This is a genomic window from Clostridium sp. 001 (assembly GCF_019056555.1).
Classification (GTDB): Bacteria; Bacillota; Clostridia; order Clostridiales; family Clostridiaceae; genus Clostridium_B; species Clostridium_B ragsdalei.
The window spans coordinates 2528238-2543975 of record NZ_CP020473.1; the positions used below are offsets into that span (position 1 = coordinate 2528238).

The window sequence follows — 15738 nt, forward strand, 5'->3', positions numbered from 1 at the left end:
TGAATTTTTTTGGCTGAAATTTGTATTTCATGAGGTACATAAAATCATTGAAAAAAATGCCGTCACATATATTTGAATTTTGTTTAACGATTTTTTTGAAGTATTTCCCTTATGATGGTATAATTTAACATAAAAGTAAATAGATTAATTAGTTAACCACTATTAGGAGGGGGATTATGGAATACAGGGAAAAGATAAAAGAGATATTTTCTTATTTGCTAAGATTAAAAAAACTAAATGAAAAATCCGTAAGAAATGTTTATGATTATGATAAGTTGTACTGGGAAGAAGAATTTTCCCATATGGCTGGATGTATTGTTGGAAAAACTGTTACCAGTGAAAATTGGATTGAGGTGAACAAAAAGTGTGGAAAGCTGTATCAGGAGTTTTTTAATCTATACCAGGAAAATGAAAAAAATGGAGAGAATTTTGAAATAGTTTTTGGACATGGTTTAATTGTATGGAATATAGATAAGGAAAAAATACTTCACCCTGTTTTGGCTACTAGAATGAAGATAGAATTTAATAAGGCAAAGGGTTCATTTATATTAATACCTTCAGGTAAGACTAGGCTAGAAACTTCACTTTTTGAAGGACTGAAAGAATGTAATATGTCTGATATTATTTCCCTTGCAGATGAAGTAAGTCGTGTGAATTTAGATCCAAGAAATATAGAAAAAATTAAGTCAGTATTTTTAAATCTAATTTCCAACATAGACGTTAAGGGTAAGTTGAGTCAGAGTAAGTTTTCAAAAAAGAAAATTGATTTCGAGCAGTTCCCTGTGATTTACAATTCCTCCGTTATATTGGTAAGAAAGAATAGTATGAAGTTATGGCAGGTTGAAATAGCTAATATAATTGATGAAATAGATAATGGATATGAAATACCTGAGACTATTAAAGCTTTAGTGGATGAAGATGGGTCAGATTACAGTGGAGTTGACAAAAGCGAATGGAAGGATGTGTCGGATAATTTGTTATTCCCTCTTCCTGCAAATTCAGAACAAAAAAGTATAGTAAAAAAAATATGTGAAAATTATGGAGTAGTTGTACAAGGACCACCAGGAACAGGAAAAAGTCATACTATAGTGAATTTAATATGCCACTTACTGGCAAATGGCAAAAGGATACTTGTGACTAGTCAGACAAGTAGGGCACTTAAAGTACTGACAGAAAAAATACCTGAAGAAATAAGACCACTATGTATAAGCGTTTTGGGAAACGATATCAATTCTTTAAATGACCTTAACAAAGCTGTAAGAAAAATAACGGACAACCTCTCTATGGATCCTGAAATTATGGATGAAGAAGTTAAAAGTTTGGAAAAAGAATTAAGCTTCTGCAGGAGAAATGAGGAGCTTCTGTATGAAAAATTAAAAAAGATTCGAGAGGGGGAAAATAGAAATATAAATTATGAGGGAAAGGAGTATGACATTGTATATATAGCAAAGTGGGTCAAAGACAATAAAGACAAATATTGTTGGATGAAAGATAGAATAAAAATTGATCAAGTAATGCCGCTATCAGATAAGGAATTCAACTTGTTAATATATCTCTTAGGGGATTTAGATAAGGATAAAAAGTGTAAGTTTGATAGCATGAAAAACATAATAAATAAATTACCTGACTTCAATGAAATATGTAATAAAATTTCAGAGTATAAAAAATTAAATGGTCAATATGAAAATTATATTAAAACTGTAGAAGGGTGGCATATACCTAATGATAATAAATGTAACTATGAAAAAGTTCTAGAGCTTGCAAATATATGCAAAAGTAAAATCACCAAACTTCAGGAAAAAAATATATGGTGGAATGTATTTCAGGATTATCACAATAGTAAGATATCAAAGCAAACATTTAGAGACTTGTTGTGTAAAAGCAGTGAATATATGTTGAGCTTGAGTAGAATTAATAATCAGATTAGAAATTGCAAAATAGAAATTCCTGAAAATGTAAGCAAAAATAAATTTATAGAGGACTTTGATATTTTATTTGATGTATTTAATGAAAAAGGAAAAGTAGGAAAAATATTTATGATTTTTCATCCTGAATGTAAATATATACTGGAATATTGTAAGGTAAATGGAGAATTATTAAAAAATACGGATCAAGCCTTAATAGTTAAACTCTATACCCAACAAGAGAGGATTTTTACTGCATTAAAAACTATGTGGAACAATGTAATGGAAGATTACGGTGGAGAGACAATAAACTCTAATTTAAGGGAAAGTGAGTTTATTGCTATTGAACAAAATTTAGACTACTTGGATGTTATAATAAATTGGGATATGGAGTATAAAAGAGAAATTTTAAGGGCTCTTGGAAAAATATCAGTTCCGCAAAATATTGATTGGCATAAGAAAGAAACCTATGATTATTTAATTAAATGTGTAAATTTTATAAAGAATATGAATAAATATAATGAAGACAAAGCATATATAGAGATATTGAAAAAGTTGATAAAAACTACGGAAAAGTTGAGAGACCTCTATAAAGCTGTGGACGATTTGAATATAGATGAAGTTAAGAAGATATTAAGTGAATTTGAAGAAATTAAATGTGTAAAAAATAAATCACTTAAAATAGACGAGTTAATAGGAAAAATGAAAAAAGTATGCCCCAAAACTTGCATAAATATATTGGATAATTGGTCTTATGATAAGGAAAAGTTCAACAGTTGGGGACAAGCATGGAAATGGGCTAAATGGAATAGCTTATTGCAGAGCACGTATGATTTCGATGACGATAACATAGGTGATCTTATAGAAAATGAAAAAAATAGAGAGAAGGTGCTTATAAAAGACATAGTATCAAGGAAGACCTGGTATAATCAGATAATTAAAACTAAGGAAAGTGAAAAGAGAAGCTTATTTTCTTGGGCTCAGGCAGTAAAAAGAATTGGAAAAGGCAGAGGTAAGATGGTGCCTCAGTATAGGAAGATAGCTCAAAAAGAAATGGAAAAATGTAAAAAAGTTATACCTGTATGGATTATGCCTTTAAATAGGGTTATTGAAAACATAAAGTTATCTAAAAATATGTTTGATGTAATAATATTTGATGAGAGTAGTCAGAGCGATATATTCTCATTGTGTGCACTTATGAGGGCTAAGAGAGCAGTTATAGTAGGGGATGACAAACAAATAAGCCCAGAAACTATAGGTATTGATCAGAATGTGGTGCATGATTTAATAGACAAGTATTTGGGAAATATACCTCAAAAAGAATGGTTTGATCTCCAAGTTAGTTTGTATGATACAGCACTTAGGGTATTTCCAAGCAGATTAATGTTGAAGGAGCATTTCAGATGCGTACCGGAAATAATAAATTTCAGTAATGATTTAAGCTACTCAGGTGAAATAATACCTCTTAGATATCCTAAAATATATGAAAAATTTTATCCAGCAATAAACACTGTTAAAGTAAATGGAGGAGTTAGAGATGCATCTAAGCCTATAAATGTTAAGGAAGCTGAATGCTTAGTAGACAAGGTCGTTTCCTGCTGTAGGGATAAAAGATATTCTAATATGTCTATGGGCGTTATATCTTTACTTGGGGAACCGCAAGGTCATCTTATAGAAAATATGCTTAGAGAAAAAATAGGGGTAGAAGAGATGATAAGTAGAAAGCTCATATGTGGAGATGCTTACTCCTTCCAGGGTGATGAACGGGATATAATGTTTTTATCTATGGTTATTTCAAAGGATGTAAAATTTGCTCCACTTACTAAAGAAAATGACATGAGGAGATTTAATGTAGCTGCAAGTAGAGCTAGAAATCAGATGTGGCTATTCCATTCAATAGACTTAGAAGATTTAAATGAGGAATGTGTGCGTTATTCTCTCTTAAATTACTTCCTAAATTATAATAAGTATAGTGTTAAAAATAAAAGTATGGAATATGCATTTCAATCTAGATTTCAAAAAGACGTGTATGGCATTATAAAAAACAAGGGATATAAAATTGTGCCTGAGGTAAAAATAGGTAAGTACAAAATAGACTTTGTTGTGGAGGATATGAGGAATAGGGTTGCAATTATATGTGATAGTGAGTTGTCTCAGAAAAATTACAGCTCTAAGAAAATTATGGAAACACAATTAGACTTAGAAAGATTGGGTTGGATATTTTATAAGATAAAAGAAGGTGAATTTTATTATAATCCTGAAAGGGTTATGGAAAAACTGTGGAATAAACTAAATAATATAGGTATTGAACAGTACAAGTTAGAAGAAATTCAGAATAAAAATCTTCAAGCTGTATAAAATATAGTGCCTTAAAAATATTTTTAGGGCACTATACTTTTAGCCTTGCAATGATAATAATATTTTAAACAGTATTTCACAATTACGATAATTTATACATAGTATAAAACATAGCAAGTATTATTTGGAGTGAATTTATTGTTGTATGCACTAATTCTTGCAGGAGGTAAAGGAACAAGATTATTTCCATTATCTAGAGCTAAAAATCCAAAACAATTTTTAAAAATTGTAAATAATAAGAGTTTTTTAAGAAATACTGTAGATAGAATCAAGCCTTTAGTTGATACAAATAATATATATGTGGTTACTAATGAGGAATATATAGATAGAGTTCAAGCAGAACTTCCAGATATAAGTAGAAATAATATATTTGCAGAACCAGAAAATAAAGAAACAGCCACCTGTATAGGATTTTCAGCGGTGAAATTGTTAAAAAAGGATCCTCTAGCTACTATGATAATTTTGCCTTCAGATCATTATATAGAAAGTGAAAAATTATTTATAGACACCATAAATAAAGCGGTGGAAATTGCAGAAAAGAAAAAAGGACTTGTAACTATTGGAGTTAAACCCATAAGACCTGAAACAGGATATGGTTATATTGAAATGGGCGAAAAAATAAATATAGGAGTTAATGCTTTTAAAGTAGAAAGATTTTTAGAAAAGCCCAACATAGAAGTTGCAAAAGATTTAATATTAAAAGGAACCTATTTATGGAACAGTGGTATGTTTGTATGGAGGGTGGATGTTTTTTTAAGAGAAATGCAGAAGTACCTTCCTAAAATGTATAAGTGTATGGCTCTTATATATAAAAGCCTGGATACAAAACAGGAGGAGAAGGTAATACAGGAACAATATAAACGTATAGATGGGATATCTGTAGATTTTGGGATAATGCAAAAAACCAGAAAAGCTTATGTCATTAAATGTGAATTTTTATGGGATGACATAGGTACTTTTACTGCGTTAGGGAGGTTTCTTAAGGACGTAAAGGGTAATAATGTAAAGGGGAATACTGTAATAGAGTCTAGCGAAAGTTGTACTGTATTTGGAGGTGATAAACTTATAATAGTATTTGGGGTTAAGGATTTGATAGTGATAGATTCTGAAGATGTGCTTTTAATTATGGACAAAAATAGAGATCAGGAGGTAAAATATTTAGTAAATATCTTAAAAAATAAAAGTAACTTAAAAAAATATATTTAATGAAGAAATTGTAATTACGGAATATAGAGGCAGTTTCCATTTAAAAGATAATGTCAGTAAGTTTGTAAAAATATCAAAGTTGCTGGCAGTTTTTTATTAAATGTAATTTACTTTGACGGGTCATTTTCTTTATGGTAAATTCTCTACGTAAAGCTTCACTTTTTGAGTCATATTCCTCAAAGTAAATCAATTTTACAGGAAGTCTTCCCCTAGTATATTTTGCACCTTTTCCTTTGTTATGAGTGGATATTCTTTTGTCTAAATCATTGGTGTAACCTGTATAAAGTGTTCCATCACTACATTCTAATATATATACATAATTCATTTTATAATTTCTTTCATAGTTTATTTTACGGATACGTAAGGATTATTTTCTATATAAAATCGCCAGAGATAATGTGAAGCTTCCTCAGCATAATCTACGCCTATACGTTTAGAACTTTTTATGCTGATATTTTCAATATTATTTCCTTGGATGTAAAGGTCACTTTTACAAAGATCTTTTCTATTTTGGCTTTTGTCTATGAGAAGTGCCTTGCAAAGTTTTCCAGGGCCATTGGTCAAATTCTTAATTTGACGTTTATTTAATAGGTTGTATTCTTTTTCATATCTGTTCAAGGACATGTCTTCTAGACAAGTGAGAGGTTCTAATGCTCTTATAAGGACTCCTTCAGGAATACCTTCACTTTCAGTTACTACATTGAAGCAATAGTACATGCCATATATCATAAATACGTAGGAAAAACCACAGGGACCATACAAGGCTTCTGTTCGTTTAGTACGTCTATTTCCATAGGCATGAGCAGCTTTATCTATAATTCCCTTATAAGCTTCTGTTTCTACTATTTTTCCAGATAATTTTTTACCATTTATTTCATGAACTAATACTTTACCTAGGAGATTTTTTGCAACTAATAAGGTATCCCTTCCGTAAAAATCTCTATCTAATTTATTAGACAAATTATGTAACCTCCTTTAGTCTTATATGATATTATTATATCATATAAGATTAATAATTATGTTATAGGGACTTTCAACTAGAAAACCTTTATGGAGTGGGAGATTAAAATTATGAAAATACTTTATTATGATTGCTTTTCTGGAATAAGTGGGGATATGAATTTAGGGGCTTTAATAGATGCTGGAGTAGATAAGGACTATTTAACTTTTGAATTATCAAAGCTTAATATAGATGGTTATGAGCTTAATATTAAGAAAGATGTAAAAAATGGCATATCAGGAACTAAAGTAGACGTAGTTTTGAAAAATAATTCTGTATGTTCACATCAACATAGAAACTTAGAATATATAGAAAACATGATAAGTTCAAGCAGTTTAAGTTCTAAGGTTAAGAAAATGAGTAAGGGAATTTTTAAAAAAGTAGCGCAAGCTGAAGCAAAGGTGCACAGTAAACCTATAAATGAAGTTCACTTTCATGAAGTTGGGGCAGTAGATTCTATAGTAGACATTGTTGGAGCTGCTATATGTTTTGATTATTTGAATGTAGATAAAGTGGAGGCTTCTAAGGTGGAAGTTGGTAGTGGGTTTGTAAAATGCGCTCATGGTATATTACCTGTGCCAGCACCTGCTACAGCAGAGATATTAAAGAACGTTCCTATAGAATCTAAAGTAAATTTTGAAGCCACTACACCAACAGGTGCAGCTATTTTATCTTATCTATGCCCAAAGTTTACTTCGGATAAGGATTTTAAAGTAACAAAAATAGGATACGGAATAGGAAGTAAGGATAACGATGATATTCCAAATGTTTTGAGGGTTTTTATAGGAGAACCTATATCTTATGAAAAGAATAGCCATAAGGATTGTTATTGGAATAAAGATGAGAAAACTGAATATATATTAGATAGAAGAAACATGGATAAATCTAGCTCTAAAGATGAATTAGGATGTATTAGAGAAGAAGCACAGGTTATAGAATGCAACATAGATGATATGAATCCTGAAAAATATCAATATATAATAGATAAATTGTTACAAATAGGAGCTTTAGATGCGTACTTGACGCCCATAATAATGAAGAAGGGAAGGCCGGCAGTAAAATTGAGCGTGCTTTATAAGGATGAAGCAGAAGAAGAGATTAGAGATATTGTTTTAACAGAAACTACTACCTTGGGATTTAGAAAATATAAAATAGAAAGGAATATGTTATATAGAGATTTTACAAAGGTAGTTACAAAGTATGGGCAAGTAAATGTAAAAAATGCTTATTACAAAGGTAAAAAAATAAAAAGCAAAATTGAATATGAGGATTGTAAAAAACTTGCTTTAAAAAATAAAATAAGTATAGATGAGATATATAGGGAGGTTATGTCTAAAACATTTAAATGAAAAAGTGTTTTAGATGAAAAATTGCAGGATAAAATGAATTGTGTAATATTAAGCAGGAATTATTGAATATTTGCATCTAAAATTAATATAATATTATTTTAGATTTTATTAAATGTTGTTATGCTAATAAATGCATCTAATGTTATTTTATTGACAAATAACTGCTAAAAGGTATAATTATGGTATACGGTTTAAATAATTCATATTGTTTAATAGAAATTCATTTTTTTATATTATTGCGTATTTTCCCATAAATGAGAAGGAAATGGCTATTTTTTAAAGACTTATTTTTCATATTATTATTTATCAGGAGGAATGGCAGATGAAGGTAACTGGAATATTGGAAAAGGCAACTAAGAATGCATTAGCTAAAGCCGGTGTAGAATTGTTGAATAGAGACCCAGAAGAAAGCCTTGATAAGCTGTTTGCTTTGATTAAGAAAACAGTAAAAAAAGACGAAGAGAATTTAGCTAGAGTAGAAAGAGTTCAGGAATTATACGAAACTAATCAAGCAATTCATAAACTTGTTATAGACATTATTGAAAATTCTAATAAAAAGTGTATGGATAAACTTTTTACCAATTTTTTCTCAAATGCAGTTTGGTATGGAATGCCAAAAAGAGAGCAGTTTTTTCAAGATACAGGTATAAAGACACCATTTACAATATTGATGAGTCCATCTATGAGATGTAATTTAAGGTGTACAGGATGTTATGCTTCAAGTTATAGTAAAGAGGATGATATTCCCAAAGAGGAAGTAGATAGAATTATTGGTGAAGCTAGAAAACTTGGAATTTATTATTTTATAATTCTTGGTGGAGAACCGTTTATAAATGACTATATGCTTGACATATATAAGAAATATAATGATTGTATATTTACACCATTTTCAAATGGCACCCTTTTTGATGAGAAATTAGCAGATAAGATAAAACAGCTGGGAAATGTAATTCCTATGTTTTCTGTGGAGGGTTTTGAAGAAGAGACAGATAAAAGAAGAGGAAAAGGTATATTTAAAAAAGTTATGCATGCAATGGATCTTTTGAAGGAACGAGGAGTTTTATTTGGAGTATCTACTGCAACCAGTAGGTATAACATAGATACAGTTACATCAAGTGAATTTATAGACATGCTTGTTGAAAAGGGAGCAAAAATGGGGTGGTATTTCTTATTTATGCCTGTAGGTAAAGAACCTGATGTAAATTTGATGCTTACTCCAGAGCAGAGAATACGCTTAGGAGAAAAAATAAGAGAAATAAGAAATACTAAGCCATATTTTACTATTGACTTTTTTAATGATGCACCTTATGTTGGAGGATGTATTGCAGGAAAATACTATTGTCACATAAATTCCAAGGAAGAAGTAGAGCCTTGTATATTTGCCCATTTTGCAGTAGATAATTTAAAAGGCAAAAAACTTGTAGATGTATTTAAGTCAGATTTTTTTAAGGAATTAAGAAATAGACAACCATATAATAAGAACTTGCTATTGCCTTGCATGATGATTGACAATACCAATGAAATTAGGGAAATTGCTAAAAAGACAGGTGCGAGGCCTACAGATGAAGGTGCAAGAATGATGCTTGAAGATCTAGAATTTCAAAAACAACTTGATAAAGTATCAAAGGAATACAAGCCTTATGCAGAAAAGGCTTGGGAAAAAGACTTTAATTCTGAAGGAAATTATAAAATGTCTAAAGGCTAAACCTTTAAAATATCCAGAGAGATTTATTCTCTGGATATTTTATTTTAATAAGAAATTTGCGATTAATCACTGAAGTTGAAAGATAATTGGTATTATTATAAAATATACATATTAGATTGAAATCAATAGGAGAGTTTTTATGAAAAGATGTATAAGAATAACATTACTTTTAATAATGACAGTAATGTTATGTTTAATAGTAGTTTCTTGTAATAAAAAACAAAATAGCGAAAATAATGAAAGAGTACTTAAAGGAAATATTAAAATTGTTACGGACGTAGAGCATGGGCCTCAATTTGAACTTGCAGCAGAGGCATTTGAAAAATTGCATAAGAAAGTTAATATAAATGTTATTACAGTAAAGGATACAGATAACAATGTTGAAGCGATATTTAATGGACCGCAGTATGAAGCAGACATAACTACAATAAATGATAGCAGTATAAAGCACATTATAACTAAAAATTCAGAAAAATTTTTAGAGATGACAGGTTCGGTAAAGGGATATAAAGATGAATTATTAGCCAATAAAATTTATAATGATACTGTAAAAGGGAAAGTTTATGCTTTACCTTGGGACACTTATCCTAAAGCCTTGCTATATAGAAAAGATATATTTGCTAAAGAAGGAATAGATATAAATAGAATTAAAAGCTGGAGCGATTATATAGAAGTAGGAAGGAAAATAAGTAAAGATACTGGAAAGATATTTATTGCAAATTCTTCAGAAGACAATAATGATATTTATCTACTACTCTCAAATCAATTGGGAACATCTTATTTTAACCAATCTGGGAAATTAGACTTTAAATCGCAAAAGTGGGCTAGAGTTATTGAAATATCAAAGATCCTTTATGGAGAAGGGCTTATACAAGAAATTCCTTCTAAAGATGAAGTTATAAACAAGGCACAACTAAACAAGATAGTATCCTTTATTGCAGATCCTACTTATGCTGTAACTTTAATGAACAAGTTTCCACAGTCTAAAGGTAAATGGGGAGTAATGAAATTACCTGCCTTTGAAGATGGAGGTAATAGGGATGTGTCTTTAGGTGGAATTAATTTAGTTATAAATAAAAATACTTCTGAATCAAATTTGTCAGAGGAATTTGTAAAATTTGCACTTACAGATGGAAAGCTTCAAATGGATTTATTAAATAAGTATGGAAGATTTCCAGTTAGCACAGATGCTTATAATTTTGTAGATTTAAATAAAAGCATAACGTATTTTGATAGTACAATATGGAATCTCTTTGGGAGTGTAGAACAAGGATCATTTAGTATAAATTATACAAAAAATTTTCCTGATATAAGAGAAAAAATAAAAAGGGTCTTAAATGAAACAAACATTAAAAATGAAAATTATAAATCTATAATAGAAGGGGTAGAAACAATTTTAAAATAATTATATGAAACGTTTACAAAATTAGCAAAATGATGTATAATAGGAATATAGGGGATTAATCATAGGGATTTTTTAACATAAATAAAACCTTTTAACTAGGAGCGTCAGTAGTTAAAAGGTTTTATTTTATCCGATGACTACCTACTCTAATACTTCCACTTCTCCAAGTGTACGTTGCGAGCAGCTACGTTCCTGGATAACGATTTTCCCTAAAGGATAACGCCTTCTAAGTGCTAAAGCACTAAGAATCCTGTTAATAAGCATCAGGTGGAGTCAAAACTCCATCTGATGCCAAGAACCCTGTTTATTAAAAAGTTTGGGAGTATTTACATATCTAAAATTTTTTTATAAACTTTAATAGTTTTTTCAGAAGATTTTTCCCAAGAGTATTTAGAGGATTGCTTTAAGGCTTTTGTACTCAACTCATTTCTTATATTTTCATCGTTAAGTAATGCTTCCATGGAATACATAAGGCTTTTTAAGTCAAATGGATCTATAAGTATACCACCATCTTCTACTATTTCAGGAATAGATGAAATACGTGAGGTTATTACAGGGGTACCGCAGCTCATTGCTTCTAGAGGAGGTAGTCCAAAACCTTCATATAAAGATGGATATATAAATACGTCACAGGCATTATAAAAAGTAGGAAGCATGTTTTCTTCTACAAATCCTGTAAACTTAATGTTATTATCTATATTCAAATCTGTACTCAAGTTTCTCAATTTACATAATTCATCTTTATTGGAACCTATAATAACTAAATCATAATTCTTATCTAAATTTTTATGAATTTTAGAAAAAGCAGTAATTAGTGAAGATACGTTTTTCCTAGAGCTAAAACCACCTATATAGAGAATAAAGGAATTTTTTATGTTATATTTATCTTTTATGTTGTATTGGCATTTATCTTTATCCAAAGGTTTATATTTTTTATCTGCAGCTAAAGGAGTTACAAATATTTTATTTTCATCTATAGGAAAAAATTTCAGAATATCTTTTTTTGAACAATTCGATACAGTTATTATTCCATCTGCCAGTTCAACAATATTAGGAAGTTCTTTTAAAAATTTTGATAAATATCCTTTACCTACAGTCTCAGGAAGTATATATGGTATTAAATCGTGAATGGTAACTACCTTTTTGCAGGTTATATTTTTTGATATGCCAATACCGTTTTGGGGAATGTGGTATATATCTACAGCTTCTTTTTTTAAATTTTCTGGAAAATAATATTCTTCAAAGAATCTATGGTGTTTTTTAGAGCTCATCAATATTTTAGTATTTTCATATAAAAATTTTTCGTAATTGCTCCCGGACCAGTATATATTATAAAAATTCTCTGTATGATTTTTAAGCATATATTTTAAGATCTTAGCTGTATAAGTGCCTATACCGGTACCTTTATACCAATTGATTCCTCTTCCGTCAATGGCAATTTTCATTGATTTTATACCTCCACATTCTAGTAATTCTAAAATGGTTAAAATGTTATATTATATAATATTAATACTAATATAAAAAGGTGAATACAAATTGCAGATGAATAATTAGGTGGATATTTTAATTTAGCACACACGGATATATTTATTCATATACTACATATATAGTAATTTTTGGAGGAAAAGGCTTTTGGATATATTAGAAGTAAAAAAATATGTTGAAGATGCTTATGATCTCCATATTGAATTTATAGAAAAAGTTAAAAGTATATATAAGGTTCATACAAAATACAATAAATATTGCTTAAAGGTAATAAATTACGATTTTGGACATTTCTTATTTATAATTTCTGCCATAAAGCATCTCCAAAATAAAAACTTTAAGAGCATACCTGAAATAATTGAAACTAAGCAGGGAAAAGATTATATAGAAATAGAAAGGGGTTATGCCTATTTATGCAGATGGGTTGACTCTAGACAGTGTAATTTTGAAAATCCATTGGATGTTTTAGTTGCAACTTCTAAGTTAGCAGAACTTCATAAAAAAAGCTGTAATTTTAAAGTGCTAAAAAATATGAATCCTAGGATAGGATGGTTTAAGTGGATAGATACTTTTAAAACTAGAGAAAATGAAATAGTAGATTTTAAAAAAAGAATATTAAAAAAAGACCATAAGGAAGAATTTGATATATTGTATCTAAATTCTATGGAAAAGGAAATAAATATTGCGGAAAAATCTATAGAAGATTTAAAAAAGACCAGATATTTAGATGAAATGAAACAAGAAATCTTAAGTAATGGATTTTGTCATCATGATTATGCCAATCATAATATTTTAATAGATACTGAAGGAGAAATAAACATTATAGATTTTGATTACTGTATATTAGATACACATCTTCATGACCTGTCTAGTTTGCTTATAAGAAGGATGAAAAACGGCAAATGGGATATGAATAATGCGTCTTTTATAATTGATGCATATAATGCTATAAATGTTGTAAAAACAGAGGATATACCTATTATGTCAGCTTTTATGGAGTTCCCTCAAGGGTATTGGCAGCTTGGAATACAGTATTATTGGGAAAAACAGCCTTGGGGAGAAGAGGCGTTTATTAAAAAGTTAAGGAGAATTTTAGGTGACACAAGAGAAAGACTGGAATTCATAGATGAGTTTAAGAAGAGCAAATGTAATTAAGATTTTAAAAGGAGGAACATCTAATGTCACATAAGAAATCTCATAATAAAAATATAGATGAATTTGAAAATAAGGATTTAGGATATTATGAAAGTAAAGTGGATAGTTTAAAGAAGACTGTAAAGCAGCTAGAAAAAATGAATAAAAGAAAAAAGGAAGTTATGAAACTAGAAAAAAAGAGGAAAAAGATGTTAAAGGAAATGAAAAAAATGCATAGATAGGGCAATCTCACAGGTAAAACAAAGAGGTGGTTTAAAAGTGTACTTTGAGGATGTTGAATCATGCTTTGTTAATTATTTAGAATCAAAAAAAATATTTAAAGTAAAAGAATTTGATAATACAATAAAGTACAAGAATATATCTCTGGATAACATAAAAGAACAGATGTTTATAATTAGTGAATTTCATAGAAGAACTTTAAAATATAGTGGTATTATGAATAAACGACTATATAACAATATAGGAAAAGAAGTAGAACAGTATAAAGTTTATACGAAGAAATTGAAAAAATATCTAGATAGAATAGAGAAGTTACAAAACAAAACTATATTTCAGGAAAAACTAAATCAAATAGGAAAAAAGTATTTAATAAGAGCAGAAAGCTGTATGAATAATATAGATAAAAATGGTTATACGGATTTAATAATTAGAAGCATGAAAAGGGTGGAAATGTGTCTCAGAAACACATATTTTAACAATCTGAGAAAAAAAGGAAATATAGAAGTTATAGATATAGAAGGATGCTGTTATAACATGGTAGAGATGGATGCAGTATATTTTTTAAATAGGATAAAAAGAAAAGGCATAAGTGAAAATTTTTATGAAATTATAATGGAATTTTGTAAGTACGAACATTTAAAACACGGTAGTGTGCAGTTTATTTTGTCAATGATTTCTTATCCTTATGAGGTTATGAAATGCTGCAGCAAATATATATATGGTACAAAAAATTGGACGGAAAAAGAATATATACTTAAACTAAATAAAGCTATAGATGAAGATGGAGAGAGTCTAATTAAATTTTAGATGGTAAGGGGGAGGCAGAATTGGTAGACAGATATGGTGAAAAAAAATATTTAACCAAGTATGATTTGTGTACAAAGCTTTTTGATAGATTTGATTTAAAAGTATATGATGTTGTACCGGTTAGAAGTGTATATATGATTTCTACAGACAAAGGAGAAAAAGTGTTAAAAAAAGTAGATTATACTTTAGATGAGCTGAAGTTTATATATAATGTTTTAAATTATGTGAGAACAAAATTCCCTAGAATAATAAATTTTGTGAAAAATAAAGCAGGAGAAATATATACTATTTGGGATGGAGATATGTACTGTATAATGGATACAGTAAATGGAACGGAATGTAACTTTAGTAATCCTATAGAACTGAATATTGCAGCAGAAGGCTTAGGCGAATTTCATCTTGCTTCTGAGGGATTTAAGACAGGTATATATAACAAGAGTAATAATGGGAAATTGATTGATGCTTTTAAGAGAAGAATTCAAGAAATGGAATTTTTTAAAAATATAGCGAATATTCATGATAAGAAGACAGAGTTTGACGAAATATTTATTAAAAATTGGAATTACTATATAGAGGAAATAGAAAAAAGCATAATATTACTTCAACAATCTCATTATTATAAATTATGTAGTGAAGAGGATAAAATAGTAGTATGCCATCACGATTTAGCGTACCATAATATATTAATAAATGAAAATCAAGCGTATTTTATAGATTTTGATTATGCTATCATAGATCTTAAAGTTCATGATCTTTGTAACTTTATAAATAAAGTTATTAAAAATTTTGCCTTTGACATAGATAAAACTAATTCTATAATAAACAGTTATTGCAATAAAAATACTTTAAGTCGTAGAGAGCTTGAAGTATTATATGCTATGTTAGATTTCCCTAATGATTTTTACACTATAGCAAGAGACTATTATAGTAAGCGTAAGGAGTGGGAAGAAGAAGTATTTTTAGATAGATTGAAGAGAAAAACCAGATATAAAGAAGATAGAAAAGAATTTTTACAGGAATTTAGAGATAAAATCCTAAATTAGGTGAATAATATATTTAGAAAAAAATAAATAAAGTATGTAAGAAACCGCATATATCCTTAGAATCTATGTATTTCAAAGATATATGCGGTTTCTTACAATTTT

Annotated in this window: 12 protein-coding genes; 9 read left to right on the forward strand and 3 right to left on the reverse strand. The window is 29.0% G+C overall.

What is annotated here, in order from left to right:
- Positions 1–176: 176 nt before the first annotated feature.
- Together B5S50_RS11810 and B5S50_RS11815 are read left to right on the forward strand one after the other, a co-directional pair.
- On the forward strand, positions 177–4262 hold the full coding sequence (locus tag B5S50_RS11810) for an AAA domain-containing protein (protein ID WP_217301899.1): 4086 nt from the start codon (positions 177–179) through the stop codon (positions 4260–4262).
- A gap of 138 nt (positions 4263–4400) precedes the next feature.
- On the forward strand, positions 4401–5468 hold the full coding sequence (locus B5S50_RS11815; RefSeq protein WP_065078930.1) for a mannose-1-phosphate guanylyltransferase: 1068 nt from the start codon (positions 4401–4403) through the stop codon (positions 5466–5468).
- A 73-nt stretch (positions 5469–5541) separates the two neighbouring features.
- Here the strand turns inward: B5S50_RS11815 and B5S50_RS11820 are convergent, their stop codons facing one another.
- Positions 5542–5793, reverse strand: coding sequence for a GIY-YIG nuclease family protein (locus B5S50_RS11820; protein ID WP_065078931.1), 252 nt, complete (start codon positions 5791–5793; stop codon positions 5542–5544).
- A gap of 20 nt (positions 5794–5813) precedes the next feature.
- On the reverse strand, positions 5814–6428 hold the full coding sequence (locus B5S50_RS11825) for a DNA-3-methyladenine glycosylase (protein ID WP_217301900.1): 615 nt from the start codon (positions 6426–6428) through the stop codon (positions 5814–5816).
- Between the two features lie 108 nt (positions 6429–6536).
- Between B5S50_RS11825 and larC the strand changes: the two genes are divergently transcribed.
- From larC to B5S50_RS11840, 3 genes are all read left to right on the forward strand, one after another.
- Entirely contained in the window at positions 6537–7817 is a 1281-nt protein-coding gene (gene larC, locus B5S50_RS11830; protein ID WP_217303800.1) for a nickel pincer cofactor biosynthesis protein LarC, read from the forward strand.
- Between the two features lie 322 nt (positions 7818–8139).
- A complete protein-coding gene (locus tag B5S50_RS11835; RefSeq protein WP_065078934.1) occupies positions 8140–9522 on the forward strand; it encodes a radical SAM protein in 1383 nt (460 codons plus the stop codon).
- A gap of 139 nt (positions 9523–9661) precedes the next feature.
- Positions 9662–10927, forward strand: coding sequence for an ABC transporter substrate-binding protein (locus B5S50_RS11840; protein WP_217301901.1), 1266 nt, complete (start codon positions 9662–9664; stop codon positions 10925–10927).
- 326 nt (positions 10928–11253) lie between these two features.
- Here B5S50_RS11840 and B5S50_RS11845 read toward each other — a convergent pair whose 3' ends face one another.
- A complete protein-coding gene (locus tag B5S50_RS11845; protein WP_065078936.1) occupies positions 11254–12372 on the reverse strand; it encodes a glycosyltransferase family 1 protein in 1119 nt (372 codons plus the stop codon).
- A 187-nt stretch (positions 12373–12559) separates the two neighbouring features.
- Here B5S50_RS11845 and B5S50_RS11850 point away from each other — a divergent pair, with 187 nt between their 5' ends.
- From B5S50_RS11850 to B5S50_RS11865, 4 genes are read left to right on the forward strand one after another with little or no spacing between them, the layout of a single operon-like run.
- On the forward strand, positions 12560–13567 hold the full coding sequence (locus tag B5S50_RS11850; protein WP_217301902.1) for a CotS family spore coat protein: 1008 nt from the start codon (positions 12560–12562) through the stop codon (positions 13565–13567).
- 23 nt (positions 13568–13590) lie between these two features.
- Positions 13591–13788 (forward strand): hypothetical protein, encoded by a 198-nt coding sequence (locus B5S50_RS11855; RefSeq protein WP_065078938.1) that lies wholly within the window; start codon positions 13591–13593, stop codon positions 13786–13788.
- A gap of 37 nt (positions 13789–13825) precedes the next feature.
- Entirely contained in the window at positions 13826–14593 is a 768-nt protein-coding gene (locus B5S50_RS11860; RefSeq protein WP_217301903.1) for a spore coat protein, read from the forward strand.
- A 20-nt stretch (positions 14594–14613) separates the two neighbouring features.
- The gene (locus B5S50_RS11865) at positions 14614–15636 is read left to right on the forward strand and encodes a CotS family spore coat protein (RefSeq protein WP_065078940.1); all 1023 of its coding nucleotides are present in this window, start codon (positions 14614–14616) and stop codon (positions 15634–15636) included.
- Positions 15637–15738: the final 102 nt, after the last annotated feature.

Excerpts from the sequence above, each read along its gene's own strand:
- B5S50_RS11845 (WP_065078936.1), bottom strand. The coding sequence starts at position 12,372 with ATGAAAATTGCCATTGACGGAAGAGGAATCAATTGGTATAAAGGTACC.
- B5S50_RS11840 (WP_217301901.1), top strand. The coding sequence starts at position 9,662 with ATGAAAAGATGTATAAGAATAACATTACTTTTAATAATGACAGTAATG.
- B5S50_RS11835 (WP_065078934.1), top strand. The coding sequence starts at position 8,140 with ATGAAGGTAACTGGAATATTGGAAAAGGCAACTAAGAATGCATTAGCT.
- B5S50_RS11810 (WP_217301899.1), top strand. The coding sequence starts at position 177 with ATGGAATACAGGGAAAAGATAAAAGAGATATTTTCTTATTTGCTAAGA.
- B5S50_RS11820 (WP_065078931.1), bottom strand. The coding sequence starts at position 5,793 with ATGAATTATGTATATATATTAGAATGTAGTGATGGAACACTTTATACA.
- B5S50_RS11855 (WP_065078938.1), top strand. The coding sequence starts at position 13,591 with ATGTCACATAAGAAATCTCATAATAAAAATATAGATGAATTTGAAAAT.